This window comes from Bradyrhizobium sp. URHA0013 (assembly GCF_000518345.1).
In the GTDB taxonomy this organism is placed as follows: domain Bacteria; phylum Pseudomonadota; class Alphaproteobacteria; order Rhizobiales; family Xanthobacteraceae; genus Bradyrhizobium.
In genome coordinates this window covers 703,381-728,264 of sequence record NZ_KI912427.1, presented here as the reverse complement: position 1 = coordinate 728,264, position 24,884 = coordinate 703,381, and the positions used below count along the sequence as shown (strand labels likewise).

The 24,884-nt window shown below is 64.2% G+C and carries 23 protein-coding genes; 4 read left to right on the top strand and 19 right to left on the bottom strand.

Annotated features, from left to right (window positions below; translation table 11 throughout):
- Window positions 1-340 precede the first annotated feature (340 nt).
- Genes N551_RS0132905 through N551_RS0132895 form a run of 3 tightly spaced genes read left to right on the top strand, consistent with a single transcriptional unit; the run spans window position 341 to window position 4,108 of the window.
- Window positions 341-1,555, top strand: a complete 1,215-nt coding sequence (locus N551_RS0132905) for an ABC transporter substrate-binding protein (protein ID WP_027570531.1) — start codon at window positions 341-343, stop codon at window positions 1,553-1,555.
- A gap of 7 nt (window positions 1,556-1,562) precedes the next feature.
- Window positions 1,563-3,296, top strand: coding sequence for an FAD-dependent oxidoreductase (locus N551_RS0132900; protein WP_027570530.1), 1,734 nt, complete (start codon window positions 1,563-1,565; stop codon window positions 3,294-3,296).
- Between the two features lie 17 nt (window positions 3,297-3,313).
- Window positions 3,314-4,108, top strand: a complete 795-nt coding sequence (locus N551_RS0132895; protein WP_027570529.1) for an IclR family transcriptional regulator — start codon at window positions 3,314-3,316, stop codon at window positions 4,106-4,108.
- A 144-nt stretch (window positions 4,109-4,252) separates the two neighbouring features.
- Here the strand turns inward: N551_RS0132895 and N551_RS0132890 are convergent, their stop codons facing one another.
- The 12 genes from N551_RS0132890 to N551_RS0132835 all read right to left on the bottom strand — a co-directional run bounded on the left by N551_RS0132890 (window position 4,253) and on the right by N551_RS0132835 (window position 16,177).
- Window positions 4,253-5,032 carry an SDR family NAD(P)-dependent oxidoreductase gene (locus N551_RS0132890; protein ID WP_027570528.1) on the bottom strand — a complete coding sequence of 260 codons (780 nt, stop codon included), beginning with the start codon at window positions 5,030-5,032 and terminating at the stop codon, window positions 4,253-4,255.
- Between the two features lie 57 nt (window positions 5,033-5,089).
- Window positions 5,090-5,674, bottom strand: coding sequence for a thiamine pyrophosphate-dependent enzyme (locus N551_RS0132885; RefSeq protein ID WP_197031223.1), 585 nt, complete (start codon window positions 5,672-5,674; stop codon window positions 5,090-5,092).
- Window positions 5,675-5,679: 5 nt separating this feature from the next.
- Complete coding sequence (locus N551_RS0132880) at window positions 5,680-6,219, bottom strand: thiamine pyrophosphate-binding protein (RefSeq protein WP_027570526.1); 540 nt, start codon at window positions 6,217-6,219, stop codon at window positions 5,680-5,682.
- A 161-nt stretch (window positions 6,220-6,380) separates the two neighbouring features.
- Complete coding sequence (locus N551_RS0132875; RefSeq protein ID WP_027570525.1) at window positions 6,381-7,124, bottom strand: aspartate/glutamate racemase family protein; 744 nt, start codon at window positions 7,122-7,124, stop codon at window positions 6,381-6,383.
- A 9-nt stretch (window positions 7,125-7,133) separates the two neighbouring features.
- Window positions 7,134-8,399 (bottom strand): FAD-binding oxidoreductase, encoded by a 1,266-nt coding sequence (locus N551_RS0132870; protein ID WP_027570524.1) that lies wholly within the window; start codon window positions 8,397-8,399, stop codon window positions 7,134-7,136.
- 3 nt (window positions 8,400-8,402) lie between these two features.
- Window positions 8,403-10,064, bottom strand: coding sequence for a thiamine pyrophosphate-binding protein (locus tag N551_RS0132865; protein ID WP_027570523.1), 1,662 nt, complete (start codon window positions 10,062-10,064; stop codon window positions 8,403-8,405).
- Between the two features lie 198 nt (window positions 10,065-10,262).
- Window positions 10,263-11,048, bottom strand: coding sequence for an ABC transporter permease (locus N551_RS0132860; protein ID WP_027570522.1), 786 nt, complete (start codon window positions 11,046-11,048; stop codon window positions 10,263-10,265).
- Window positions 11,045-11,857: an ABC transporter permease gene (locus N551_RS0132855; RefSeq protein ID WP_035963486.1), complete on the bottom strand. Its 813-nt coding sequence runs from the start codon at window positions 11,855-11,857 to the stop codon at window positions 11,045-11,047. Before N551_RS0132855 ends, N551_RS0132860 begins: the two co-directional genes overlap by 4 nt.
- A 73-nt stretch (window positions 11,858-11,930) precedes the next feature.
- The gene (locus N551_RS0132850; protein ID WP_027570520.1) at window positions 11,931-12,989 is read right to left on the bottom strand and encodes an ABC transporter substrate-binding protein; all 1,059 of its coding nucleotides are present in this window, start codon (window positions 12,987-12,989) and stop codon (window positions 11,931-11,933) included.
- Between the two features lie 28 nt (window positions 12,990-13,017).
- Window positions 13,018-14,325, bottom strand: a complete 1,308-nt coding sequence (locus tag N551_RS0132845; RefSeq protein WP_027570519.1) for an FAD-binding oxidoreductase — start codon at window positions 14,323-14,325, stop codon at window positions 13,018-13,020.
- 15 nt (window positions 14,326-14,340) lie between these two features.
- Window positions 14,341-15,057 carry an HAD family hydrolase gene (locus tag N551_RS0132840; RefSeq protein WP_027570518.1) on the bottom strand — a complete coding sequence of 239 codons (717 nt, stop codon included), beginning with the start codon at window positions 15,055-15,057 and terminating at the stop codon, window positions 14,341-14,343.
- 37 nt (window positions 15,058-15,094) lie between these two features.
- The gene (locus N551_RS0132835; protein ID WP_027570517.1) at window positions 15,095-16,177 is read right to left on the bottom strand and encodes an ABC transporter ATP-binding protein; all 1,083 of its coding nucleotides are present in this window, start codon (window positions 16,175-16,177) and stop codon (window positions 15,095-15,097) included.
- Window positions 16,178-16,388: 211 nt separating this feature from the next.
- Between N551_RS0132835 and N551_RS0132830 the strand changes: the two genes are divergently transcribed.
- Window positions 16,389-17,327: a LysR family transcriptional regulator gene (locus tag N551_RS0132830; RefSeq protein ID WP_027570516.1), complete on the top strand. Its 939-nt coding sequence runs from the start codon at window positions 16,389-16,391 to the stop codon at window positions 17,325-17,327.
- A gap of 57 nt (window positions 17,328-17,384) precedes the next feature.
- Here the strand turns inward: N551_RS0132830 and N551_RS0132825 are convergent, their stop codons facing one another.
- The 7 genes from N551_RS0132825 to N551_RS0132795 all read right to left on the bottom strand — a co-directional run bounded on the left by N551_RS0132825 (window position 17,385) and on the right by N551_RS0132795 (window position 24,811).
- Window positions 17,385-18,296: a lipase family protein gene (locus N551_RS0132825; protein WP_027570515.1), complete on the bottom strand. Its 912-nt coding sequence runs from the start codon at window positions 18,294-18,296 to the stop codon at window positions 17,385-17,387.
- A gap of 263 nt (window positions 18,297-18,559) precedes the next feature.
- Window positions 18,560-19,750 (bottom strand): mannonate dehydratase, encoded by a 1,191-nt coding sequence (uxuA, locus tag N551_RS0132820; protein WP_081747980.1) that lies wholly within the window; start codon window positions 19,748-19,750, stop codon window positions 18,560-18,562.
- 15 nt (window positions 19,751-19,765) lie between these two features.
- On the bottom strand, window positions 19,766-20,815 hold the full coding sequence (locus tag N551_RS0132815) for an L-idonate 5-dehydrogenase (RefSeq protein ID WP_027570513.1): 1,050 nt from the start codon (window positions 20,813-20,815) through the stop codon (window positions 19,766-19,768).
- Complete coding sequence (locus tag N551_RS0132810) at window positions 20,812-22,218, bottom strand: TRAP transporter large permease (RefSeq protein ID WP_027570512.1); 1,407 nt, start codon at window positions 22,216-22,218, stop codon at window positions 20,812-20,814. The genes N551_RS0132815 and N551_RS0132810 overlap by 4 nt, the downstream gene beginning before the upstream one ends.
- Before the next feature lie 4 nt (window positions 22,219-22,222).
- Complete coding sequence (locus tag N551_RS0132805) at window positions 22,223-22,801, bottom strand: TRAP transporter small permease (protein ID WP_027570511.1); 579 nt, start codon at window positions 22,799-22,801, stop codon at window positions 22,223-22,225.
- Window positions 22,802-22,937: 136 nt separating this feature from the next.
- Window positions 22,938-23,897, bottom strand: a complete 960-nt coding sequence (locus N551_RS0132800) for a sialic acid TRAP transporter substrate-binding protein SiaP (RefSeq protein ID WP_035963484.1) — start codon at window positions 23,895-23,897, stop codon at window positions 22,938-22,940.
- A gap of 104 nt (window positions 23,898-24,001) precedes the next feature.
- The gene (locus tag N551_RS0132795; protein WP_027570509.1) at window positions 24,002-24,811 is read right to left on the bottom strand and encodes a FadR/GntR family transcriptional regulator; all 810 of its coding nucleotides are present in this window, start codon (window positions 24,809-24,811) and stop codon (window positions 24,002-24,004) included.
- Window positions 24,812-24,884 lie beyond the last annotated feature (73 nt).

The following is a 24,884-nucleotide window of genomic DNA, read 5'->3' as shown; positions in this document are numbered from 1 at the left end:
CCCCAAGATTCCAGATGGCATCATGGCTAAACGTTGTAGCGGTTGCAACTTGCGGGAGTGTTGGTCCTCCCCAGATCACGATGCGAGATTTCGCGCCACTGCCTCCTCGCCGTCGTCCCGGCGAAGGCCGGGACCCATAACCACAGGGGGAGTTTGGCGAAGACCCGTGCTCCGGTCCTGCGACCGCCCGGCATTAATAGATCACGCGGTGTGGGTCCCGACCTTCGCCGGGACGACGCAGATGTCTTTATTCGACATTGACAAACTTATTCACCATTATCTAACTTGCTGTCACAACAACCAGCCGCGCCAAGCGGCCCATAAACGAGAGGGAACGACGATGAGAGGGCTTTTGGCCTGCGCCATGCTCGCGGCCATGACTTCGGCTGCCATGACCACCGTTGCGAACGCGCAAGTCTCCGACGACGCCGTGCGGATCGGCGTGCTTACGGATCTGTCGAGCTGGGGCCGCGACAACAGCGGGCCGGGCTCCGTCGAGGCTGCGAAAATGGCGGTGGAGGAATTCGGGCCCACCGTGCTCGGCAAGCCGATCGAGATCATCAGCGCCGACCACCAGATGAAGACCGACGTCGGGGTGCAGATCGTGCGCGGCTGGTTCGACAACGGCAAGGTCGATGCCGTCGTCGACATCCCCAACTCCGGCATCGCGATCGCCGTCCACAACATGGTGCGCGAGCGCAACAAGATTGCGCTGCTCTCCGGCCCCGGCGCGAGTTCGTTGACCGACGAGCTTTGCAGCCCGAACACCGTGCACTTCACCTACGATACCTACGCGCTGTCGAAGGTGACGGCATCCGCCGTAATCAAGGAAGGCGGAAAGTCCTGGTACTTCATCACCGCCGACTACGCCTTCGGCCAGCAGCTCGAGAAGGACGCCACGCGCTTCATCAACGAGATGGGCGGCAAGGTCTTGGGCGGCGTGAAGCACCCGACCAACACGGCCGATTTCTCCTCCTTTGCACTCCAGGCGCAAAGCTCCAAATCGGACGTCGTCGCCTTCGCCAATGCGGGCCAGGACACCGACAATGCGATCAAGCAGTCGGGCGAGTTCGGCCTGGTCCAGGGCGGGCAGAAGCTGGTCGGCCTCCTGATGTTCGACACCGACGTGCACGCGATCGGGCTCAAATCAGCGCAGGGCACCTACATGACCACGGCGTCCTATTGGAACATGGACGAGGCAACCCGCGCCTGGTCGCGGAAATTCTACGAGCGCACCAAGGTGATGCCGACCATGATCCAGACCGGGGTCTACGGCTCGGTGCTGCATTATCTCAAGGCCATCAAGGCCGCCGGCACCGACGATCCCGCCAAGGCGATGGCCAAGATGCGCGAGCTGCCAATCGAGGATACATTCGTTCATGGCGGACGCTTGCGCGAGGACGGCCGCGTCATTCGCGACATGTATCTCGCCAAGGTGAAAACGCCAGAGCAGTCCAAGGAACCCTGGGATTACCTCGACATCATCAAGACGGTGAAGGGCGAGGACGCCTTCCGCCCGGTCTCCGAGTCCAAATGTCCGCTGCTCAAGAAGTGAGGCCTGCATGACCGGCAACGAGCGCAACGCAATTGAGACCTATGAGTGCGATGTGCTCGTGGCCGGATCGGGCGCCTCCGGGATGTCGGCCGCGATCACCGCGCGCTATCGCGGCCTCGACGTCCTGATCGTCGAGAAGGAGCCACGCTTCGGCGGCACCACCGCCCGCTCCGGCGGTTGGTTGTGGATTCCCGGCACCTCGCTGGCGCGCGCCTACGGCATCTCCGAGACGCCGGAGCAGGCTCGCACCTACCTGCGGCACGAAGCCGGCAACAATTACGACGCCGCACGTGTCGACGCATTCCTGAGCGCCGGGCCCGAGGCGGTCGATTTCTTCACCAGCAAGACCGCGCTCCGTTTCGACATGCCGCTGGTGTTCCCGGACTACCACGCCGAGGCGCCCGGCGGCACTCAGGGTGGTCGTTCGATGGTGGCACGCCCGTTCGACGGCCGCGAGCTCGGCGACCAGATCAAGACCCTCGGCTCGCCCCTGCCCGAGCTGACCGTATTCGGCATGATGCTCGGATCCGGCAAGGACATCGTCCATTTCATGCGCGCGACGAAGTCGCTGACCTCGGCGGTCTATGTCGCAAAGCGCCTGTCGCGGCATCTGATGGATGTGCTGCGCTATGGCCGTGGCATGACGCTGACCAACGGCAATGCGCTCGCCGGGCGACTGGCAAAATCCGCGCAGGATCTGAAGATTCCGATGTGGCTGTCCGCGCCGGTGCACGAGCTGACGGTCGAGAACGGCACTGTCACCGGCGCCATTGTCGTCCGCGAGGGACGCGACGTCCGCATTCGTGCCAGACAAGGCGTCGTGCTCGCCTGCGGCGGTTTCCCGCATGATGTCGAACGGCGCAAGAAGATGTTTCCACACGCGCCGACTGGGAACGAGCATTTTTCGCCGGGACCGACCGGCAACACCGGCGACGGCCTGCGGCTTGCGGAAAGCGCCGGCGGGCATGTCGAGGACCGGCTGCCGAACGCGGCAGCCTGGGTCCCGGTCTCGGTCACCAAGCGCAAGGACGGCTCAAACGGTGTGATGCCGCATTTCATCGACCGCGCCAAACCCGGCGTGATCGCGGTGATGCGTGACGGCAAGCGCTTTGCCAATGAGGGCAATTCCTATCACGACTTCGTCCAGGCCATGGTCAAGGCGGCGAAACCGGGCGAGGAGATCGCGGCGTACCTGGTTTGCGATCACCCGACCCTGCGCAAATACGGCCTCGGCTGCGTGCCGCCCTTCCCGATGCCGCTGGGTCATCACCTCAAGACCGGCTATCTCATGCGCGGCGAGACGCTGGAGTCGCTCGCGGCAAAGGCGGGCATCGACAGCATGGCGTTCGTCGAGACCGTCAAGCAGTTCAATGCGACCGCACCACAGGGGCACGACGCCGCCTTCGGCAAGGGCTCGAAGGCCTATAACCGCTACCAGGGCGATGCGCTGCACGGCCCGAACCCCTGCGTCGCGCCGATCGAGAACAGGCCGTTCTACGCCATCAAGATGGTGGTCGGCGATCTCGGCACCTATGCAGGCATCGTCACCGACGAGAACGGGCGGGCGCTCGATGCGGAAGGACGGGTCATTCCGGGGCTCTATGCCGCCGGCAACGACATGGCGAGCATCATGGGCGGCAATTATCCCGGCGCCGGCATCACGCTTGGGCCGGCGCTGACCTTCGGCTACATTGCCGGCCGTCATCTCGCCGACAGCGCCGCCAAGCGCAACGCGGCGTAAGCCACGTCAGGAGGCGCATGAAGAGAGAAAGCCGCGGCATCCAGTCGATCGAGGTCGGCGGCGAATTGCTCCGCGCCCTCGCCCGCAGCGGCGAGCCGATGATGCTGCGCGATCTCGCACGCGAGGCCGGCATGACGCCGGCCAAGGCGCATCCCTATCTCGCCAGCTTCTCCCGCATCGGCCTGATCGAGCAGGACGAGACCACCGGCCGTTACGAGATCGGCGCGCTGGCGCTGGAGCTCGGCCTGATCAGCCTGCGCCGCCTGTCCGGCGTACGCATCGCAGGACCGAAGATCGCGGCGCTCGCAAGTCAGATCGGGCATGCGGTCTCGCTCGCGGTCTGGGGGACGCACGGCCCGACCGTGGTGCAGCTCGAAGAACCCGGCCAGCCCGTTCACATCGTGATGCGCGCCGGCTCGGTGATGGCGCTGCTGGAGACGGCGACCGGCCGGGCCTTTGCGGCCTTCCTGCCGGAGAAGACGATCAACGCCGCACTCGAAAGCGGCCTCGATCGTCACGGCGTCGGCTACAATCCTAAGCGCGCCGTGAAAGGCGCGAAGCTCGCCGAGATGCTCACCGAGGTCCGCAAGCACGGCCTCGCCCGCGCGCTCGGCGACCCCCTGCCCGGCGTCAACGCATTCTCTGCGCCGGTGCTCGACCATTCCGGCCATGTCGCGCTGGTGATCACCGCGATGGGGCCGGAAGGCACTTTTGACGCGCGGTGGGACAGCCCGATCGCCCATGCTTTGCGCGATTGCGCGGGCGGCATTTCGAAACGGCTTGGTCACGGGATGACGGCTGCAGCGGAGTGAGCGGCAAACTGTTCGCCTCACAACGGCTGTCATGCCCCGCGAAGGCGGGGCATCCAGTACGCCGCAGCCCATCGCCTCCATCACTGCTGTCTCGGAGTACTGGATCGCCCGGTCAAGCCGGGCGATGACACGAATGGGTCCGCCCTACTTCTCCTTCACCGGCACCGTGTAATTCAGAATGAGCCGACCGCCGTCTGGGTAGATGGTCTGCCCAGTGATGTAGGAGGCATCGTCGCTCGCAAGAAACGCCACGACGGAGGCCACCTCGCCCGGCTCGCCGCCGCGGCCGGCCGGCGTGCGTGACATCACGGTCTTGCGGGCATCCTCCGAGGTGTAGATGGACGATGCCACCATGTCGGTCAAAATCGTTCCCGGCCCGACCGCGACAACGCGAATATTGTGCGGAGCGAGTGCGACGGCTGCGACCGAGGTGAGCTGCTTCATGCCGCCCTTGGACATGGCGTAGGTGGCAAGCGCCGGGATTGCCAGCAGTGCATTGACCGAGGACATGTTGATGATGACCCCGCCGCCGCCTTGCGCAATCATCTGCTTGGCCGCCGCCTGCACACCGAAGAATGCGCCCTTCAGGTTGATGCCAATGATCTCGTCGAATTCCTCTTCGGAGATCTCCAGGAGGTCCCGGTTACGAGCGACGCCGGCGTTGTTGACCATGATGTCGAGCCGGCCGAACTCCTTCACGGCCGTTGCGACCAGTTGGTCGACATCGGCACGCTTGGCGACGTTGCCGACGACGGTACGCAAGGCATCCGGTCGCGCGAGTTCGGCAGCCGTCGCGGCCAAGCCATCGGAATCGACATCCGAGATGACCACCTTGACGCCGTCGGCCAGGAATCTTTTCGCGCAAGCCTTGCCGATACCGCGCGCCGCGCCGGTGATGGCGGCGACCTTGCCGGTTAGTTTCATGGTCTCACTCCAGGATAGCTGCTTCGGGGCAGACTGTTGCAGGGTGAGAAACCCGGCTCAGGCCGCCGCGAAGCCGAGATGAGCACGGAACCGGCTCTTGATAAAGACAGCATCGCGCGAGGGCAGCGAGCGCGGCGGATTTTCGGCCAGAACCTTGATGACAAAAAGCCGCGGGCCATCGGCCGGCTCAGCGATCTGCCGCGTGAGGCGCTCCACCTCCTCAAGCGTCCGCACGGTCCCGGTCGCAACGAAGCCGCAGGCGGCGGCGATGACGGTCAGATCGACGCCGCGCCCGGTGTGGCTGGCCTGCATTCCGGTCTCGCCAAAATGCTGGTTGTCGATCACGACGATGTCGAGATTGCGCGGGCGCGCGACACCGATGGTGGCGATGCCGCCGAGGCCCATCAACTGCTCGCCATCCCCGGTCAAAGCGAGGACGCGCGTTCTCGGCTGGGCTTGCGCGAGACCAAGCCCGATCAGCGCGGCGCCGCCCATGGCGCCCCAGAGATAGAAATTGCCGTCATGGTCGCCGACCGAATGAAGGTCATAGGTCGGCGAGCCGAGGCCGGACACGACCAGCGTGTCCTTGCGATTTTTCAAGAGCGCGGCGACGGCGGCGCGGCGGTCGAGCTGGGCTTGCATTGAGATCACCACTTCTTCTTGCCGATCAGGCGCTGCCCGATCAGGACCGCAATCTGCTGATCGGAATCGTAGGCGAGCGCTGCGGCCGATTCCACGGTCTCGACCAGATCTTCCGCCGTCTCCGCGCGCATCACCTTCAGGCCGATCGCTTCCAGCGACGGCTGGGTCGCTCGGCTCATCGGCACCTGCCAGGGATTGAACTCGGCCCATTCGCCGCGCATCGTCACCAGCATCAGCAGTGGAAATCGTCCGATCGCCGACAGCGACAGCATGTTGATGCAATTGCCGACCCCGCTCGACTGCATCAAGAGCACGCTACGTTGGCCGCCGAGCCAGGCGCCCGCGGCGATGGCGACGCCCTCCTCTTCCGTCGTCAGCACGTTGGTGGTGACGTCGCGATCTGCCGAGAACAGGCGGATGAGCTGGCTGTGACCGGCATCGGGGACGTAGGACATCTGCCGCACGTCGGCGGCTTTCAGGATGCGGTAGAGCTCGGACGGCCAATCGTCTGCGCGCATGTCGGGATTGGATTGATGGCTGTGCACCGCGTGTCTCCGTGGATTTCGAGGGCACTCTAGCGATGTTCAGGCGCCAAAGCTCTGACCGTCTGGCGCGATCAGGTATCGAGGGATTGTATAGCTGCTGCCGTTCGCATGAGTTCAGCGAGAACGATGCGCATTGCTGCGCCATGGCAGCTTCTCGACCTTTAGCCAAACCGACGCGGGCGCAGTCCGGCATGAAACCAGGTGATCATGGAATAGATGTCATACACGGGCAATCCAACTTCGGCCTGCAAAGCTGCCGCATAAGGCGGCATGTTGGTGCATTCCAGCACGATGGCGCCGACATCCGGGTTCCTGGCGACCAGCTCCCTGCCGGCCTCGACCACGTCACGTTCGGCCTGCGCGATGTCCATGTCGTCCTTCTCGGCCTTGATCAAGACGCGGAAGAATTCCTTGCCGTGCTCGGTGCCGACCAGCGGCGTATCGAGAGGAACGCCGGCACCCGCGAGATGGGCCGGCGTCAAGGACGAACCGGACACCGTGACGACGCCGACGCGCTTGCCAGGCGGCAAGGTCGCCTGCACCCACGGCACCTGCATCAGTGACGAGGTCGCGACGGGAACGCCGACCGCGGCTGCGATCTCCTTCTGGAACAGTGAGAGGAAGCCGCAATTGGTGGTGATGGCTTCGGCTCCGAGCCGCACTAGATCCTTTGCCGCATCGATGAAGTCAGGCAGCAGACCGGCCGCACACTTCAGCACCACCTTCTCCGGCGAAGCCCCACCCACCACGCGATAGAGCACGGGGAAAGGCCAGGTGGTGCCGTTGCCCATATCGCCGGGAATGCGGGGAAAGCGCGCCTCCAGCATCAGGATGCCGAGCGGCGCCCCATAAATGGCTTTGCCGCCGCGGGCGATTCGGGGGGACGAGTTGGCTGGAGCGGTCATGATGCGATCTCAGAGAAAACGATCGGGCGAAAACGGTGCGAGCGGAATTTCCGGCGGCTTGCCGCTCAGAAGCTGGGCGACGAGACGGCCGGTGCGGGCCGAACCGACCAGGCCGATATGGCCGTGGCCGAAGGCATAGACGATGTCGCGCGATGCCCGCGCGTAGCCGATGCAGGGACGTCCGTCCGGCATGCTGGGCCGATGGCCAAACCAGGTCTTGATACGCGAAGCCGGAATATCCGTCGGCAGTTTCGGGAACATGCTGAAGAGGTTGTTGCGCAAAATCTCGGCGCGCTTCCAGTTGGGCTCGGCCTCGAGGCCTGCGATCTCGACCGTCCCGGCGGCGCGCAAACCCTTGTCGGTCCAGTTCACCACCATCTTCGCATCCGAGGCCATCAACGAGCTGCGCGGGCCCGTTTCCGGATTCTCGATCATGACGTGATAGCCGCGCTCGGTCTCCAGCGGCAGCGGATCGCCGACGGATGCGGTGAGCCGCTTCGAATGCGCACCGGCGGCAATCACCGCGGCATCGCACGCAATCTCGCCGGTCTCGGTCAGGACAGCCACGAGCTTGTTGTCAGATAGCTTCAGCCCGATTGCCTTGGCCCGCACGAGCTTGGCGCCGCTTGCCAGCGCATGCTGCGCGAGCGAGGCGACATAGGCTCCGGGGTCGCGGCAGCGACCGGCTTCCTCCACCACCACGCCGAAAGTGTAGCGCGGATGCAAATCGGGCTCGCGCTGACGCATCTCGTCGGCCGAAAGCTCCAGCCATTCGACACCGACGCGCTTGCGCAGGCGCCAGCCGAGATCGTTGTCGAAATTGCCGCGCGACGGGAAGACATGCATCACGCCATTACGCTCGATCAATTCAGGGACGCCCGCCTCCTCCGCGAGCTTCCTGTGCAGCAGCGGCGCGTCCTTCAGGAGATCGCGCAGCGCAAAGGCCGTCTTCTCGACCCGCGCCTCGGTCCAGCCCGAGAGCAGATATTTGATCAGCCAGGGCAGCGCCTTCGGCAGATAAGACCAGCGGATCGCGAGCGGTCCGAGCGGATCCATCAGATAACCTGGCACCTTCTTCCAGACGCCGGGCTCAGCCGGCGGGATCACCGAATGCGAGGAGAGCCAGCCGGCATTGCCGTAACTCGCCGCCTGTTCGCCACCGGGCTCGCCCGGATCGATCAATGTGACGCGATGTCCCTCGCGCAGCGCCTCGATGGCACTGATCACGCCGACCGCGCCGGCACCGATGATGGCGACGTGGCGGCCCCCCGACATCGCTTAAGCCTTCACCGCAGGGGCAAAGTCCTTGCCGACCGACATCGCCCGCGGATCGATGATGCAGTGGAGGATCGACGGCTTGCCCGAGGCGAGCGCACGCTCGAAGGCCGGCGCGAACTCTTCGGTGCGCTCGACGCGCTCGCCGTGGCCGCCGAACGCTTTTGCGTACATCGCGAAATCAGGGTTCTTGAGCTGGGTGCCGACCACGCGACCGGGATAGTCGCGCTCCTGGTGCATGCGGATGGTACCGTATTGCGCATTGTCGACGACGATGACGACGAGGGCTGCGTCGTACTGCACGGCAGTCGCGAATTCCTGCCCGTTCATCAAGAAGCAGCCGTCGCCGGCGAAAGCTATGACGGTGCGGTCCGGATATTGCCGCTTCGCGAGCACCGCGGCCGGCACGCCATAGCCCATCGAGCCCGACGTCGGAGCGAGTTGCGCCGCAAAACTGTGGAAGCGGTGATGGCGATGGATCCAGCCGGCATAATTACCGGCGCCGTTGCAGACGATCGCGTCCTTGGGCAGGCGATCGCGCAGCCAGGTCATGACTTGTCCGTACTGGAACGTGCCCGGCAGCTCGCGCGCCTTCTCGGTCCAGGCGAGGTAATCGGCATGCGCCTTGGCGGCTTCGCCCTTCCAGGCGACTGCGCCGGCAGGCTTCAGCGTCTCGACCGCGGCCGCGAACGCGGCGGGCGTGGCCTGGATCGCGAGCTCAGGCTGATAGATGCGGCCGAGCTCTTCGGAGCCCGGATGAACGTGGATCAACTTCTGCCGGGGGGCCGGAATGTCGAGCAGCGTGTAGGATGAGGACGGCATCTCCGACATGCGGCCGCCGATGAGCAGAACGACATCGGCGTTGTCGATGCGCGTCTTCAGGCCCGGGCTCGGGCCGATGCCGAGATCGCCGGCATAGTGCGAGTGATCGGCGTCGATCAGCGAGGCCCGGCGGAACGAGGTCGCGACCGGCAAGTCGAAGCGCTCGGCAAAGCGCGCGATGCTCCTGGTCGCCTCATCGGTCCAGCGCGAGCCGCCGAGAATGACGAGCGGTGCCTTGGCGCTCGCAAGCATGGCGCCAACGCGCTCGATATCGGCGGGCGCCGGCCAGCTCACCGCCGGCTCGATCCGCATGGCGTCCGCAACGGCAGCAGTCTCGGTCAGCATGTTTTCGGGCAGCGAGATCACGACGGGACCGGGCCGGCCCTGCATGGCGACGCGGAAGGCGCGCGCGACCAGCTCCGGAATGCGGTCGGGACGATCGATCTCGACCGCCCATTTCGCCATGGTGCCGAACACCGCCTTGTAGTCGAGCTCCTGGAACGCCTCGCGCTCGCGCATGCCGGTGTCGACCTGACCGACGAACAGGATCATCGGCGTGGAATCCTGCATCGCGATGTGGACGCCGTGGCTGGCGTTGGTGGCGCCGGGGCCGCGGGTGACGAAGCAGATTCCGGGGCGGCCGGTGAGCTTGCCATAGGCCTCCGCCATCATCGCCGCACCGCCCTCGGCGCGGCAGATCATGACGTCGATCGGGCTGTCATGCAGCGCGTCGAGCGCCGCGAGATAGCTCTCGCCCGGCACGCAGGTGACGCGCTCGACGCCTTGCGCGACCAGCTGATCAATCAGGATCTGGCCCCCGGTGCGGGTGTTGCGAATGGTCATGACGGCTCCCTCAAGGCTTTGGCAATGCGTTTCGCAGCTTCGCGAAAATTTTGTTCCGGGCTGGCGTAGGACAGCCGGAAACAAGGTGCAAGGCCGAAACCGCTGCCCGGCATTACGGCCTCGTCATGCCTCTTCGGCAAATAGCGGCGGCAGCCATGCCTCTCTCGGACGTCGACCTGGGAGCGGGCCCCCTTGCCGTCATGCCCCTTTGCGCTGCCGCGCGCTTGCCAGCAGCACCAGCATGAACGAGGCCGCGGTCATCAGCGTCGAGATGGCGGCGATGGTCGGGTCGATCTCGTCGCGGAGCGCGGTGAACATGCGCTTGGTCAGGGGCTGATACTGGCCGCCGGAGATGAAAAGCGCGACGATGGTCTCGTCCATCGCCGAGATGAAGGCGAAGATGCCACCTGCGACCACGCTGGACTTGATCTGCGGCAGGGTCACCGCGAAGAAGCTGCGCAGGCGGTTCATGCCGAGGCTGCGTGCGACCATCTCCTGCGCCGGGTCGAAGCTCTGCAAACCCGCCAGCACCGAGATGATGACGTATGGCAGGCCCAGCATCACGTTCGCCAGCACCAGGCCCGGCAGGGTCGCGACCAGGCCGACTTTGGCATAGAGGAAGAAGATGCCCACCGCAGTGATGATGATCGGCACCACCAGCGGCAACAGCAGCGCCATGTGGATGACGCGCATGATGCGCAGCTTCGACTGGCTGATGGCGTAGGCGGCGGCAACGCCGAGCGGCGTCGCGATCACCACGGTCAGGAGCGCGACGGTCAGCGTCACCCGCGTCGCCTGCATCCAGGCGGCGTTGGAGAAATACTGCTGATACCAGCGCAGCGAGAACGACGGCGGCGGAAAGGTCAGGAAGCGCGCGCTGGAGAAGGAAATCGGCGCGATAATCAGCACCGGCAGGATGAGGTAGATGAGCACCAGCGTGCTGATCACATAGAGGGCGATCCGGGCGGGCGACAATCGCGTCATTTCTGCCCCAATATGCGATCGAGCGAGATGAAGCGGCTGACGGCGAAGAAGATCGCGAGCACGCTTAAGAGCAGCACGACGGCGACCGCGCTCGCTGCGCCGAACTGGTTGTAGAGCTCGACATTGCGGCTCACCAGCATCGACACCATCACCGTGCGGCCGCCGCCGAGCAGTTCCGGCGTGATGTAGAAGCCGAGGCAGAGCACGAACACCATGGTGCAGCCTGCGAGCACGCCCGGTAGCGACAGCGGCAGGAAGACGCGGACGAAGGTGAGCGACGGGCTCGCCCCCAGGCTGGCGCCGGCCTGCATGAGATCGCTCGGAATCTTCTGCATGGTGGCATAGAGCGGCAGCACCATGAACGGCAACAGGATGTGTACCGTCGCAACCACGGTGCCGAAGGTGTTGTGCACCAGCGCGAGCGGTTCGCTCGTCACATCGAGATAACGCAAAAGCTGGTTGATTACGCCGGTGCGCTGGAGCAGCGCCAGCCAGGCATAGGCGCGCACCAGCACACTGGTCCAGAACGGCAGCACGACCAGCGACAGGATGAGAATGCTCCATCCTTTCGGCACCGAATTGGCGAGGTAGGCCACGGGATAGCCAAGCAGCAGCGCGATTCCCGTGACCGCGAGGCTGATCTCGAAGGTCAGCGCAAAGCTGCGCCAGTAGATGTCTTCGGTGAAGACGCGGCGATAATTCTCCAGCGTGAAGCCGTCATCGTAGATCGACTGCCAGGCGAGCCAGCCGACCGGCAACACGATCAGAGCCAAGATCACCAGCAGCGCCGGCGATACCAATGCCAGCATCAGCGCATGCTCGCGGCGCTGATGCTTTTGCGATGGATCTGGCACGGATCTCGTCAATGCGGTCTCGCTTGGCTTACTTCTGCATGAACGACGCCCAACGCTTCTCGGCGGCTTCGCCGGCCGGCGAGGACCACCAGGCGTAGGACATCAGCGCCTGCTTGGCCGCATTGGCCGGCTCGCTCGGCAATTGGGCGGCGCGCTCGGGCTTGATCACGCCGGTATCGAACGCCTTGGGATTGCCCGGGCCGTAATCGATATTGAGCGGCAGATTGGCCTGGTGCACGGGATCGACGGCCTCGTTGAGAAATTTGACTGCCGTCTCGAGATTCGGCGCGCCCTTGAGGATGCAGAGCGAGGTGCTTTGCAAAACACCCTGGTTGTAGGTGAAAGCAACCTTGGCGCCTTCCTTCGCGACTGCGCTGACGCGGCCGTTCCAGGCCATCTCCATATCGACCTCGCCGTCATTGAGAAGCTGCGCCGACTGTGCGCCGGAGGTCCACCACACCGTGATGTGCGGCTTGATCTCTTCGAGCTTCTTGAAGGCCCGGTCGACGTCGAGCGGATAGAGCTTGTCGGGCGCGACGCCGTCGGCCATCAGCGCCGCCTCGAGCGTGGCGATCGGATGGTTGCGCAGCGCACGGCGGCCGGGGAATTTCTTGACGTCCCAGAAATCGATCCAGCTGTTCGGCGCATCCTTCGGGAACGTCTTCTGGCTGTAGGCCAGCACGCTGGAATAGAACTCGTACGACACCGAATAGGGATTGCGATAAGCCTCCGGCATCGCCGCCGCGTTAGGGATCTTCGAGAAATCGAGTTTCTCGATCAGCCCCTGCTCGCCGCCGCGCAGGCAATAGCCGGTTGGAGTATCCACGACGTCCCAGATCGGCTTGCCGCTGCCGACTTGCGTCTTGATCGCGGGCCAGGCATCGGGAATGGAGTCCTGGTTGATGGTGATGCCGAGCTTCTTGGCGGAGGGATCGAGAATCGCCACCGTCTGCGCCTGCTGGTAGGCGCCGCCCTGCGAGACGAAGGTGATCTGTTCGGCAGCGGCGGCGATGCCGGTTGTTGCGAACAATCCGAGCGATCCGCCCAACAGCGCGTAGCCAAATCGAATATCTCGTTTCGTCATCATCCTCGCCTCCTCTGTCACCAATTAAACGTCATTGACCGATCGCATCGAGAAACTGGTACCAGCCGGCGACCATGCGGACGGCGGGCTCGCGCAACGGATAGAACGGGATGTCTTTCAATCGCCGCGCGTCGAGCAGCCCGACATCTGGCGTCTCGCCGCGCACGAAGGCGGCGAGATAGCGGCCCATCAGGCTCGACATCGCCACGCCCGCGCCGTTGTAGCCCATCGAGAACAGCGTGCGGTCGTCGAGCCGGCCGATATGCGGCACCGAGTCCAGCGTCATCCCGACCAGGCCCGACCATTTGTAGGCGAGCGGGAGGTCAGCGAGATCCGGGAAGATGCCGACCATCGCCTTGCGCAACGCGTCGAAGGCGGTTTCCGAATCCTGCTTGCCGAACGCGCCGCGGCCGCCAAAAATCACGCGGTTGTCGACCATGCGGAACCAGCGCATCATGCGCTTGGTCTCGGTGTAAGTGCGCCCGGTCGGCATCAGGCTTCCCGCGAGGTTGCGCGGCAGCTTGTCGGTCGCGATGATGGCGCTGCGGAACGGGATCAGCGTGCGCTGCATGTTCGCGGTCGCGCCAGTGAGGTCGGAATAGCTGTTGGTGGCGATGATCGCTTGTTTCGCCCGCACCGCGCCCTGCGGCGTTTCGGCGACGATGCCGCCGTTGTCGCGCCGGAGCCTTACGACCGGCGATTCCTGGAAAATATTCACGCCGCGGCGCGCCACGCCATCGGCAAGGCCGCGCAGATAATTCAGCGGATGGATGCCGCCGGAGCCGGGATTGAGCACGCCGCCGACGAAGATGCCGGAGCCGGTCTCGTCGCGCACTTTCCCCTTGTCGAGGATGCGGACCTCCGCATCGCCCATCTCGCGCTTCATCCAGTTGGCTTCGTCGATCGCGGCCTTCAGCGTCGTCTCGTTGTGGGCGGCCTTGACCTGGCCGGTGCGCGTCAACGCGGCACTGGTGATGCCAAATTCGGAGACCAGCTCCTCGACAATATCGGTGGATTCATGCGCGATCCCGTACATGCGCTGCGCCATGGCGCGGCCGTGCACGGCGTCGATCTCGCGGAACGAGAGGCGGAACTTTGCGGTGATCACGCCGCCATTGCGGCCACTCGCGCCCCAGCCCGGGCGATTGGCCTCGAGCACGATCGGCGAAAGGCCGCTCTTGGCGATGTGGTGCGCAGCGGACAGGCCCGTATAGCCCGCACCGATGATCACCACATCCGCCTGGTGCTCGCCTGACAGAGCCGGAAACTCGCGCGCGGGCTCGGCCGTGGCTGCCCACAGCGAGTTGGCCGATGGCAGCGCGTTCCGGTCCCGTGTCATGCCACCGCTCATGCCCTACGCCGCCGGCCCGATGGCCGCATCGGCAAGCGCTTTCAAGGTCGGAAAATGGAAGTCCGGCTTGGTCAGCGTCTCCACGGCCGGTGTGCCTCCGAAGCCGGCCATGCCCTGACGACGCTCGATCCAGCACACCTTGTAGCCGAGTTTCCGCGCGATCCCGATGTCGTGATACTGGCTCTGCGCGACGTGAAGGATATCGGACTGCTTGTAACCGAAAGCGGACTGGCGTCCCTTGTTGTACGCGAAAAACTCCGGATCGGGTTTCGCAACGCCAGTCTCGTCGGCGCACACGGTATCGTCGAAGGGATTGCCGAGCGCATGCGCGTAACAGGAGAGCGCGACCCGGTCGGCATTGGTCATCGCGACCAGGCGGAATTTCGTGCGCAGGCGTTTGAGTGCCTCGACCGAGTCCGGGAACGGTCCCCAGCGCAGCACCGCGAGTTGGAAGACGTCGCAGGAGGCGTCATCGGCCTGTAGCCCGAGCTCCTTGGCAAGATAGCGATAGACATGAAACATCACCTCGCTCGAACGCTCGTGGTGCTTGTCGCGACCGCGCTTGTAGGATTCGAAGATCTTGTCATCGCTGAGCTCGGCCGGCGACTTGCCCGAGATCCTGCGCACCGCGGAGAGCACGCCGGTCTCGAAGTCGATCAAGGTGCCGACGACGTCGAAGGTGAGAACCTTGAAATTGCTGAACGAGGCTGTTGACGACATTTTTTGGCTTCTTCTCTCGGTTGGACAAGGCTTGGGTTCAGTCCCTCACCCTGGGCACGACGATGGTGTCCTCGGGATGAAGGGTCACGGTGAGACTGCCGCCGAGCGGCGGGATGCGGCTGTAGGCCTGATGATAGCTCGCCTGGCGCAGGCTGAGCCCGATGCCATCGGCGAGCGCCAGGAAGATGCGCAGGCTCTCGCCCTGATAGACGATGTCGGTGACCGTGCCGGTCAGCCGATTGCAGGCGTTGTCCGGCGCGCCGTCGTCGATCAGCAGCTTTTCGCTGTGCACGGCGAGCATCAGCGCGTCCCCGTCGGGAATGGCCCGGGCGCTGCGCAGAAGGACATTGCCGAGCGCAACGCTGGAGGCGTCGACGCGACGCACGGGAAGCATCGTGGCCTCGCCAATGAAACTCGCGACGAAGGAATCCGCGGGATGATCGTGCAGGCGCTCGGGAGCGTCGATCTGGATCAGCCTGCCGTCCTTCATCACGGCGACGCGGTCGCTCATGGTCAGCGCTTCGCGTTGATCGTGGGTGACGTAGATGATGGTGGCGCCGATGCGCTTGTGCAGCGTGCGCAGCTCGATCTGCATGGATTCGCGCAGCTGCTTGTCGAGCGCGGACAGCGGTTCATCCATCAGGATCAGCCGCGGCTCGAAGATCATGGCGCGTGCGAGCGCCACGCGCTGGCGCTGGCCGCCGGAGAGTTGCGCGATACCGCGCTCTTCGTAGCCGGCGAGGCCGACCATCGAAAGCGCCGCGCGCACCTTATCCGGCCAGGCCGCCTTCGGCAGCCGTCGCGCGCGCAAGGGAAAGGCGACATTCTCGCCGACGCTCATATGCGGGAACAGCGCGTAGTTCTGGAACACGACGCCGATGTCGCGCTTGTGCGGCGGCATCCAGGTGACGTCGCGGCCGCCGAACAGGATCGTTCCGCTCGATGGCAAGATGAAGCCGCCAAGGATGCCGAGCAACGTGGTCTTGCCGGAACCGGAGGGGCCGAGCAGCGAGACGAACTCGCCGGCCGCGACATTGAGGGACACGTCGTCGAGGGCGCGAACGGCGCCATAGGCCTTGCTCGCGGATCTGATCTCGACGCTTTCCGCTCGTTTGTCCAACGATCGACCTCGCCATGTCCCTACATGGCGTGCCTCACTGCGCGCCATAAGCCTGCTTTATAGACAGGACATTTGAGCACTTACGGTCGAAGCGTGCACCGCACCAACTTCTTCGCTCGCGAGCCCTGTCTTTAGGCTGTCATGTCGATGACACCAGACTTGGCAAAACTCGGCAATTGCCAAATTCTCACCCGGCTCATAACATGGTGTTATGCCCGAGCTGCGCCGGATGCTGCCCTCAAGTAACGCCCTGTTCGTCTTCGACGCAGCGGCGCGCAATGGCAGCTTCACGGCTGCGGCCGCCGAATTGAACGTCACCCAGCCTGCGGTGAGCCGGATGCTGGGTCAGTTCGAGGACCATCTCGGCGTCCGCCTGTTCGACCGCAAGGCGGGACGCGCCGTGCTCACCGAGGAAGGCGAACTCTTGTATCGCCGCGTGCTCGAAGGCTTTCGCAGCATCGAGAGCGGGCTGGTCGAGATCGAGCGGCGCCGCAAGGGCACCGAGACGGTGACGCTGTCGGTCTCCTCCGCCTTCACCACGCATTGGCTGATGCCGCGCATCGACAAGCTGCAGCGGCAATTCCCTCAGGTCGATTTGCGCTTTCAACTGATCTCCGGCGCGCTGCGCGGTCCGGTGGAAAATGTCGATCTTGGCATGCGCTTCCGCGATCGCGAGGAGCCGTCATCCGGCGGCACGCTGGTGATGAAGGAGGTCATGCTGCCGATGTGCAGTCCTGCCTATCTCGGCGAAACCGATCCCGCCGAGGGCAACACCATCATTCGGCTCGCCGAGACGCCGGGCGACTGGGCCGCGGATTACGCATCGCTTCTCACCGGGCGCCGCGGTGCGGCCAAGGCGCTGAGCTTCACGGACTATGCCGTCGTGATGCAGGCCGCCCTGCTCGGCCAGGGCATCGCGCTCGGTTGGCTGACGGTCGCCTCGCACTGGCTGTTGACCGGCGCGCTGGTGCCGGCCTCCGACACGCTCACCACCACACGCCGCATCTGCGAATTCCTGCCACCGCGCAACCGGCCGATGCGTCCCATCGCCGCCGAGATCCGCGACTGGATCACCGCGCAGATGAAAAGCGAGATCGCCGCGATCGACCGGCTCTATCCGAAGCTCGGAGCGATGGCGGCTTGCTACTAGCGCGTTTTCGGGCGAAGTGGACCGGTTCACGTGAAGAAAACGCATCAAAACCGAAGTCTAGGCGGGTGTCAGCGCGGCACAGTAACGATCGGGCAGGTGATCGCCGATCCCCGCCGGCAGCAGCACCGTGAGCCTGCCGACGACATCCGACCGCGTGTTCTCGGATACGCCGCTGAGGAGATTGCGGACCTGCTCACCAATTCCAGCATTCGCCATTGGCTCATCCGAACCAACATTCGTCGTGAGCTGGCTGGCGCTGAATTTGGCGCCGCGTGCACAGGCGAGATAACGGCCGACGTGATGAAAGCCAAGCCCAGGCGGAGGCACGGTCGGGACGATGTCGGTGCCGTGCACGAGACGATAGGTCGTCCTGCCGAACGTACCGTTGTAGAGGGCGACGAAATCGTCGCGGCCCACGCGCGGACAACCGTAAAGATAGATCTGCGCATCCGCGAGCTGGAGCTGCTCCCGCGCGAAGTCCGCCGTTGCCACCGCGATCGCGGCGCCGAGGCTGTGCCCAGTGATGAAGATCGGTGATTTGCGCGCCAGCGCTGCCGCCAGCGCGCTCTTCACGCCGTCCCACACGGCCGCCGCCGCATCGACGAACCCCTGGTGCACGGGCGCCTTCGGTCGGCCAAGCGTGAAATCGCTGACCCAGTTCAGGAGATGAAGCGGGTCGGTGCCGGCGAAGGCGACAATGGTTGCGTCGCCCTTGCTCGCGATGATCCCGCGCGTGTCGGTCAGCGGCAGCGTCGAATGCGCCGGTTGGCTCAGCAGCTTGACACCGGACAGATCCCAGAACGGAGAGATCCTATTGATGGTGTCCGGCACATGGGTCTCGTAGGCGAGTTGCGACATCCACATCATCGCGCGAGCGATGTCGAGATCAAAGCCGGTTGATGTCTCGTTGAATTTTGCAAATGCCCGCCGGTCATATTGATCGGGAGGGAGTTCGACCAGAATGCTCACATCAAGCTCCTAAATGGCTTATTGCTGCAATCCGTCGATCGAAAACGGAATGGCGCTACCTTCGCATATGGCTGGAACTTTGACAATCTGTGCGCGTGCCCGGGACGTATTCTGCCTTCCCGCTTAAGAGGACAAGGTTGAGACGAGGCACCTCTCCCTCCGCGTCATAGCAAGCGTAGCGAAGCAATCCAGAGTCTCTCCGCGGAGGGATTCTGGATTGCTTCGCCGCGCTCGCTATGACGGTGTGGATAGAGTTTTGGCTTCTATCGATGCTCGATCGCGCGGATCGCACCGCGGAGCTCGGCGAGGCCGCGGAGGCGGCCGATCGCGGTGTAGCCCGGATTGGTGCGCTTGGTCGCCGCGAGATCGTCGAGCATGCGATGGCCATGATCGGGCCGGAATACGATTTGCCGGTCGGGCGAACGCCGCGCGTTCTCCTTCAGCAGCGCCTTCAGCACCGCGACCATGTCGACGTCACCGTCGAGATGATCGGACTCGTAGAAGGACAAACCATCCGCTTCGCGCTTGGTCGCGCGCAGATGCGCAAAGGCGATGTGCGGACCGAAGCGTTCGGCCATCGCGGGTAGATTGTTCTCGGCGCGCACGCCGAGCGACCCCGTGCACAGGCAGATACCATTCGCCTTCGACGGCACGGCATCGAACAACGCCTGATAGTCGTCGGCGCTGGACGCGACGCGCGGCAGGCCGAACAGCGGGCGCGGCGGGTCGTCCGGATGCAGCGTCAGCGAAACGCCGAGCTGCTCGGCGACGGGCGTGACGCGGCCCAAAAACTCGGCGAGATGCTGCCGCAGAATTTTTGGCGTGACGTCGCGATATGTTTCGAGCCGGTCGCGGAATTGCGGAATGGTCATCGGCTCGGTGGTCGAGCCCGGCAGCGCGCTGGCGATGACCATGACGAGATAGTCGATATCGGCCTGGCTCATCTGGTCGAACAGCTTTTTCGCGCGGGCCTGCTGCTCGGATGAGTATTCCTGGATAGCGGCGGGACGCTTCAGGATGTGCAGCTCGAACGCAGCAAAGCGATCCTGGTCGAAGCGCATGGCGCGGGCGCCGTTCGGCAGCTCCCATTCCAGATCGGTGCGGCACCAATCCACGACAGGCATGAAGTTGTAGCAGATGATCTTGATGCCGGCGGCGGCAACCGCCTCCAGGCTGGCGATCCACGTCTCGATCGAGCGCGTCGCCTTGGCCCCGAGACGCTTGACGTCGTCGGGGATCGGAATCGATTCCACCACCGACCAGGTCAGCTGCGAACGGCCGGGTTGGCCGTTCTCGATAAAGTTCTTGCGCTCCTCGACCGCCTTGCGTGTCCAGGCTTCGCCGATCGGCACCTGATGCAGCGCCGAGACGATGTCGCTCGCCCCGGCCTGCCTGACATCATCGAGCGAGACCGGATCATCCGGCCCGTACCAGCGCCATCCCTCAAGCATCATGCCCATTTTCTCCGATCAGTTCGCGGTCAGCACGACCTTGACGCTCTGCGAGCGGTCGAGCGCCAGCCGCAGCGCGTCCGGCGCGGTGGACAGCGGCCGCTCGGCGGTCACCAGCGACAGCACGTCGACACTGCCGTCCGCGATCAGTTCTACCGCCGTCATGAACTCGAGCCCGAACCGGAACGAGCCGCGCAAATCGATCTCCTTGGCCATCACCGCATTGGCGGGCACCGGAATCTGGCCACCCGGCAAATTGCCGATCTGTACGACAACACCGCCGCGCCTGACGATACCGATCGCACTGGCAAGGCCTGCAGCCGTGCCCGAGACTTCGAAAGCGACATCGTAGGGGCTCGACGCGGCCTGCGCCTTCAGGCCTTCCTCGCCGGCCGCGACATTCTCGATGTGAGAAGCGCCGAGCCGGGTCGCAAAGGCCAGCGGCGCCGGTGCGATGTCGGCCACCGTGATGTCGGTCATGCCGGCGCGGCGCGCGGCGAGCATGGTCAGAAGCCCGATCGGACCGGCGCCGAAGATGATGCCGCGCTTGCCTTCGATGTTGCCGGCACGTGCCACCGCGTGCAGGCAGACCGCGAGCGGCTCGGCCAGCGCCGCAGCCTGATAGGACACATGATCGGGGATCTTCACGCACTGCGCCGGAATCGCGTCGAAATAATTGGCGAAGCCGCCCTGCATGTGCGGAGTCTTCGAGGCCGAGCCCATGAAGTAGATATTTTCGCAAAGGTTTTGCCGGCCTTGGCGGCAGGCGCCGCAATGGCCGCACCAGCGCGACGGGTTGACGGCAACGCGGTCGCCGACCTTCAGGTTCGCCGCGGAGCCCGCGATCTCCACGACCTCGCCGGAGATCTCGTGGCCGAGCACCAGCGGCGATTTCACCACGAAATCGCCGGTCCGGGCATGACGGAAATAATGCATGTCCGAGCCGCAGATGCCGCCGGCGCCGAAACGGAGGCGCACCATGCCTTCAGCGAGCTTGTCGAGCGGATGCTCGACCATGCGCAGATCTTCGGGGCCAAACAGGGTTGCGGCGAGAGCAGTTGAGGTCATTTGGAAAGTCCCATGTATTTCGGCAGCCAGAGGGTCAATTCGGGGATGTAGGTGATCGCGATCAGCGCGAGCATCAGCGGCACCAGCCAGGGCAGGATTGCCACCGTCGTGCGCTCGACCGAGAGCTTTGCGACGCGCGCGAGCACGAACAGCACCATGCCGAGCGGCGGATGCAACAGGCCGATCATCAGGTTCAGCGTCATGATCAGACCGAAATGGATCGGGTCGATGCCGAGCTTGAGCACGATCGGCAACAGGATCGGCACCAGAATGGTGATCGCGGCCGTGGTGTCGATGAAGCAGCCGACGAACAGGATCAGGACGTTGGCGAGCGCCAGGAACACCCATTTGTTGTGGGTGATGCTGAGCATCCAGTCCGACAGCATCTGGGCTGCCTGCGACACGGTTAGCAACCAGGCGAAGATCGAGGCCGCCGTGACGATGAATAGAACCGACGCGGTGGTCTCGATGGTGTCGAACGTCGCTTTCGCTACCGTCTTCAACGTCATGGTGCGGTAGCGTACCAGGCCGAGGAACAGCGACCAGATCACGGCGGCGACCGCGGCCTCCGTTGGGGTGAACCAGCCGAGCGTCATGCCGCCGATCAGGATCACCGGCGCCATCAGCGCCATTACCGCGGAGAAATCGAAGTACCAGTCGATCGCGAGCAGCGCGAATAGGCCAAGACCAACTGCCCAATTGGTGGAGAGACCGGCGACCGTCAGAAGCCAGACGGCCATCGGGAAGCTCAATACTACGACGATCTCAAGCCCCGCCGATCCCAATTGCGGCCAGGAGAACGGCGTATCGCTGCCCCATTTGTTCTTGTGCGCGAAGTAGGTGACGGTGGCCATCATGAGCAGCGTCAGCACAACGCCTGGAATGACGCCCCCCAGAAACAGCGCGCCGATCGAGACGTTCGCCATCATGCCGTAGATCACGAAAGGCAGCGACGGCGGGATGATGGGCCCGAGCGTGGCGGAGGCCGCGGTGACGCCCACGGAGAATTCCGTGGAGTAGCCGTGATCCTTCATCGCCTTGATCTCGATGGTACCGAGACCGGCGGCATCCGCGATCGCAGTGCCGGACATGCCGGAGAAGATCACCGAGCCGATGATGTTGACGTGGCCGAGGCCGCCGCGCATCCAGCCAACCAGCGCGACGGCGAATTTGTAGATGCGCCCGGTGACGCCAGCGATGTTCATGAGATTGCCGGCCAGGATGAAGAACGGCACGGCGAGCAGCGGAAAGCTCTCGACGCCGGCGATCATGCGCTGCGCCAGCGTGACGTCGGGCGTCACGCCGCTGACCAGGATGTAGAGCAGCGACGACGCGGCCATGGCGATGGCCACGGGAACGCCGAGGAGCATCAGGATGAGGAAGCCTCCAAGCAGCAGCAGCATAAAATTACCCTTCAAAACCGTCGTAGGCGCCGGGACGCTCGAGGATCGAATAGCCCTGGCGCAAATGTTGCACTGCCACCTGCAGAGAGCGCACGAACATCAGCACGAAGCCGAGCAGCACCGCGTAGTAGACGTAGTCCTTGGGAAGATTAATCGTGGTCATGGATTCGTCGCCGATGATCTGGATGTAGACCCAGACCAGCTTGATAGCGTAGCCGAAGAAGGCGATCCGGATCAGGTCGATCACCGTCGACAATGCGCGCGCCACGAGGTGCGGCAGATAGCGATAGAGCAGGTCGACCTGGATGTGCCGCGACAGCCGCACGCACATCGAGGAGCCGATGAAGACCACGCCGATCAGGCAGTAGGTCGCGATCTCCTCGGTCCAGGCGTAGCTATCGTTGAGCACATAGCGGGTAAAGAACTGGAGGAAGACGGCAAGCGCCATCACCCAGAAAATCGCCAGCGCGACCCAGTCCTCAAAAGCGTAGATGCCGAGATCGACCTTCGGCGCCGCCTCTTCCTCGAAGGTGTGGGCGATCTCGTCCGCGGTGATCTGCCGGTGCGTTTCGGCGGTGGACATGGGTTGCTCCTCAAACTGATCACGTCATTCCGGGATGGTGCGTCAGCACCAGACCCGGAACCTCGAGATTCCCAGGTGCGCAATTGCGCACCTGAGGTTCGGTCCTGCGGACCGCTCCGGGATGACGACTACGTCGTCACTTCACCGCCTGAATGCGTTCCCAGTCGGCCTTGCGATAGCCAAACGTCTCGAACGCGACGTTCTTCAGCACGGTGTCGCGGAACTCGTTCTTGTCGACCTCCGTGACGGTCAGGCCCTTCTCCTTGAAGAAGGCGACCAGCTTGGCCTCGTTCTGCTTGATCTCCGCGGTCGCCTTGGCGGCGGCCTCCTGCGCGACGTCGGTGAAAATCTTCTTGTCCTCATCGCTGAGCTTCTTCCAGAGCGCGCCGGCCACCACCGTGTTGAGATGGTCGACGATGTGGCCGGTCAGCACGATGTGCTTCTGCACCTCGTAGAACTTCTTGGCCTCGATCGTGGTCAGCGGGTTCTCCTGCGCCTCGACGGTGCCGTTCTGGAGCGCCAGATAGACTTCGGCGAACGCGATCGGCGCGGTGTTGGCGCCGCAGGCGCGCGGCATCGCCAGATAGGCGGGAACGTCGGGCACGCGCATCTTCAGGCCCTTGAGGTCGGCACAGGTCTTGATCGGCTTGTTCGACGAAGTCTGGCGCACCCCGTAGTAGGTCACCGCGACGATGTGGTGGCCGCTCTTGTCCTCATAACCCTTGGTGAGCTCCTTGAAGATGTCGCTCTTGGTGTAGGCGAGCAGATGATCGGCATCGCGGAAGGTGTAGGGATAATAGGTGACGCCGATCGGCGGAAAGCTCTTCGCGGCAAAACTCGAGCCGGAGATGATGATGTCGACCGAACCAAGCGAAAGGCCTTGGTTGATGTCGGCCTCCTTGCCGAGCTGCGAGGCCGGATAGACGTCGATCGCATAGCGCCCGTTGGTGCGCTTCCCGATCTCCTGCGCGGCCCAGACCGACGCGGTGTGGAACGGCTCCGAGGTCTCGTAGACATGGGCCCATTTGAGCTTGGTCTGCGCCATGCCGGCGCCAGTCGTAGCAATCATCGCCGCGGCCGAGACCGCCAGCACCATTGTCATCTTTTTCAACACTGACTTTTCCTCCATCTTTCAAGTCTGCTTCTTTTAAATCTGCTTCTTGTCAGCCCGCCCCCAACGCGGGTGCGGGCTGCACAATGTCATCGCTGTCGCGCACTGCTGCTCTCAGCTCGCTTCTTCTTCGGCGCACGTTCCGGTTTTGACGGCTTTGCCGTCGATCGCGCAGTGCGCCCGGAAGACGGTGCTGCCGCTTTCTCGGCGCCGAAGTTCTGCGCAAAGCGCTCCTGGGATCGCGCGAGATGATCGCGCATCGCGTCGCGAGCCGCTTCAGGATCGTGTGCGGTGATGGCGTCGCGCACCGCGCGATGCTCGTCGAGCGCAGTGCGCCACGTGCCCGGGCTCTCGAAATAATGCGCAAGCTGCGCGAAATAGGGATTGAGGCGCTGGTCGAACAACTCGCCGACCACACGGACCAGAACGGCATTGCCGAGGCTGCCGGCGATCGCGACGTGGAAGGCGCGGTCGTGGACCATCGAGGCTTCGCCGGGGTGTTCTACATTCCCCATCGCGACAAGGGACGCATCGATGCGGGCAACGTCGTCTTTCGTCGCCACGCGCGCGGCTTCTTCGGCGATGGCGCTTTCCAGGAACTCGCGGGCGCGCAGCAGCTCGAACGGGCCCTCGATGACGGAAGCAGGCGCGGTCGCCGCAACCGCCGCGGGCTCGATCACATAGATGCCGGAACCGACGCGGATGCGGAGGCGGCCCTCGACTTCGAGCGCGATCAGGGCTTCGCGCACCGTCGGCCTGGAAATCCTGAGCTGCTCGGCGAGTTCGCGTTCGGTCGGCAAGCGGCTGCCGACCGCGTACTCGCCGCTGTCGATCAGGCTTCGCAATTGATCGGCGACTTGGCGATAAAGCCGTCTCGCCTCCACAGCTTCCAGCGGCACGCTGGTCCTCCCGAAAGGGTCATGCCGGCAGCTCTCGCTGCCCGCGGCCCGCCAATTTTGGAAAATTGGTCTT

Excerpts from the sequence above, each read along its gene's own strand:
- N551_RS0132830 (WP_027570516.1), top strand. The coding sequence starts at position 16,389 with ATGCCCGAGCTGCGCCGGATGCTGCCCTCAAGTAACGCCCTGTTCGTC.
- N551_RS0132895 (WP_027570529.1), top strand. The coding sequence starts at position 3,314 with ATGAAGAGAGAAAGCCGCGGCATCCAGTCGATCGAGGTCGGCGGCGAA.
- N551_RS0132890 (WP_027570528.1), bottom strand. The coding sequence starts at position 5,032 with ATGAAACTAACCGGCAAGGTCGCCGCCATCACCGGCGCGGCGCGCGGT.
- N551_RS0132845 (WP_027570519.1), bottom strand. The coding sequence starts at position 14,325 with ATGACACGGGACCGGAACGCGCTGCCATCGGCCAACTCGCTGTGGGCA.
- N551_RS0132810 (WP_027570512.1), bottom strand. The coding sequence starts at position 22,218 with ATGCTGCTGCTGCTTGGAGGCTTCCTCATCCTGATGCTCCTCGGCGTT.
- N551_RS0132870 (WP_027570524.1), bottom strand. The coding sequence starts at position 8,399 with ATGTCGGGGGGCCGCCACGTCGCCATCATCGGTGCCGGCGCGGTCGGC.
- N551_RS0132800 (WP_035963484.1), bottom strand. The coding sequence starts at position 23,897 with ATGGTGCTGGCGGTCTCGGCCGCGGCGATGATTGCTACGACTGGCGCC.
- N551_RS0132885 (WP_197031223.1), bottom strand. The coding sequence starts at position 5,674 with ATGCAAGCCCAGCTCGACCGCCGCGCCGCCGTCGCCGCGCTCTTGAAA.
- N551_RS0132900 (WP_027570530.1), top strand. The coding sequence starts at position 1,563 with ATGACCGGCAACGAGCGCAACGCAATTGAGACCTATGAGTGCGATGTG.
- N551_RS0132815 (WP_027570513.1), bottom strand. The coding sequence starts at position 20,815 with ATGACCTCAACTGCTCTCGCCGCAACCCTGTTTGGCCCCGAAGATCTG.
- N551_RS0132905 (WP_027570531.1), top strand. The coding sequence starts at position 341 with ATGAGAGGGCTTTTGGCCTGCGCCATGCTCGCGGCCATGACTTCGGCT.
- N551_RS0132865 (WP_027570523.1), bottom strand. The coding sequence starts at position 10,064 with ATGACCATTCGCAACACCCGCACCGGGGGCCAGATCCTGATTGATCAG.
- N551_RS0132860 (WP_027570522.1), bottom strand. The coding sequence starts at position 11,048 with ATGACGCGATTGTCGCCCGCCCGGATCGCCCTCTATGTGATCAGCACG.
- N551_RS0132850 (WP_027570520.1), bottom strand. The coding sequence starts at position 12,989 with ATGATGACGAAACGAGATATTCGATTTGGCTACGCGCTGTTGGGCGGA.
- N551_RS0132805 (WP_027570511.1), bottom strand. The coding sequence starts at position 22,801 with ATGTCCACCGCCGAAACGCACCGGCAGATCACCGCGGACGAGATCGCC.
- N551_RS0132855 (WP_035963486.1), bottom strand. The coding sequence starts at position 11,857 with ATGCTGGCATTGGTATCGCCGGCGCTGCTGGTGATCTTGGCTCTGATC.
- N551_RS0132875 (WP_027570525.1), bottom strand. The coding sequence starts at position 7,124 with ATGACCGCTCCAGCCAACTCGTCCCCCCGAATCGCCCGCGGCGGCAAA.
- N551_RS0132840 (WP_027570518.1), bottom strand. The coding sequence starts at position 15,057 with ATGTCGTCAACAGCCTCGTTCAGCAATTTCAAGGTTCTCACCTTCGAC.
- uxuA (WP_081747980.1), bottom strand. The coding sequence starts at position 19,750 with ATGATGCTTGAGGGATGGCGCTGGTACGGGCCGGATGATCCGGTCTCG.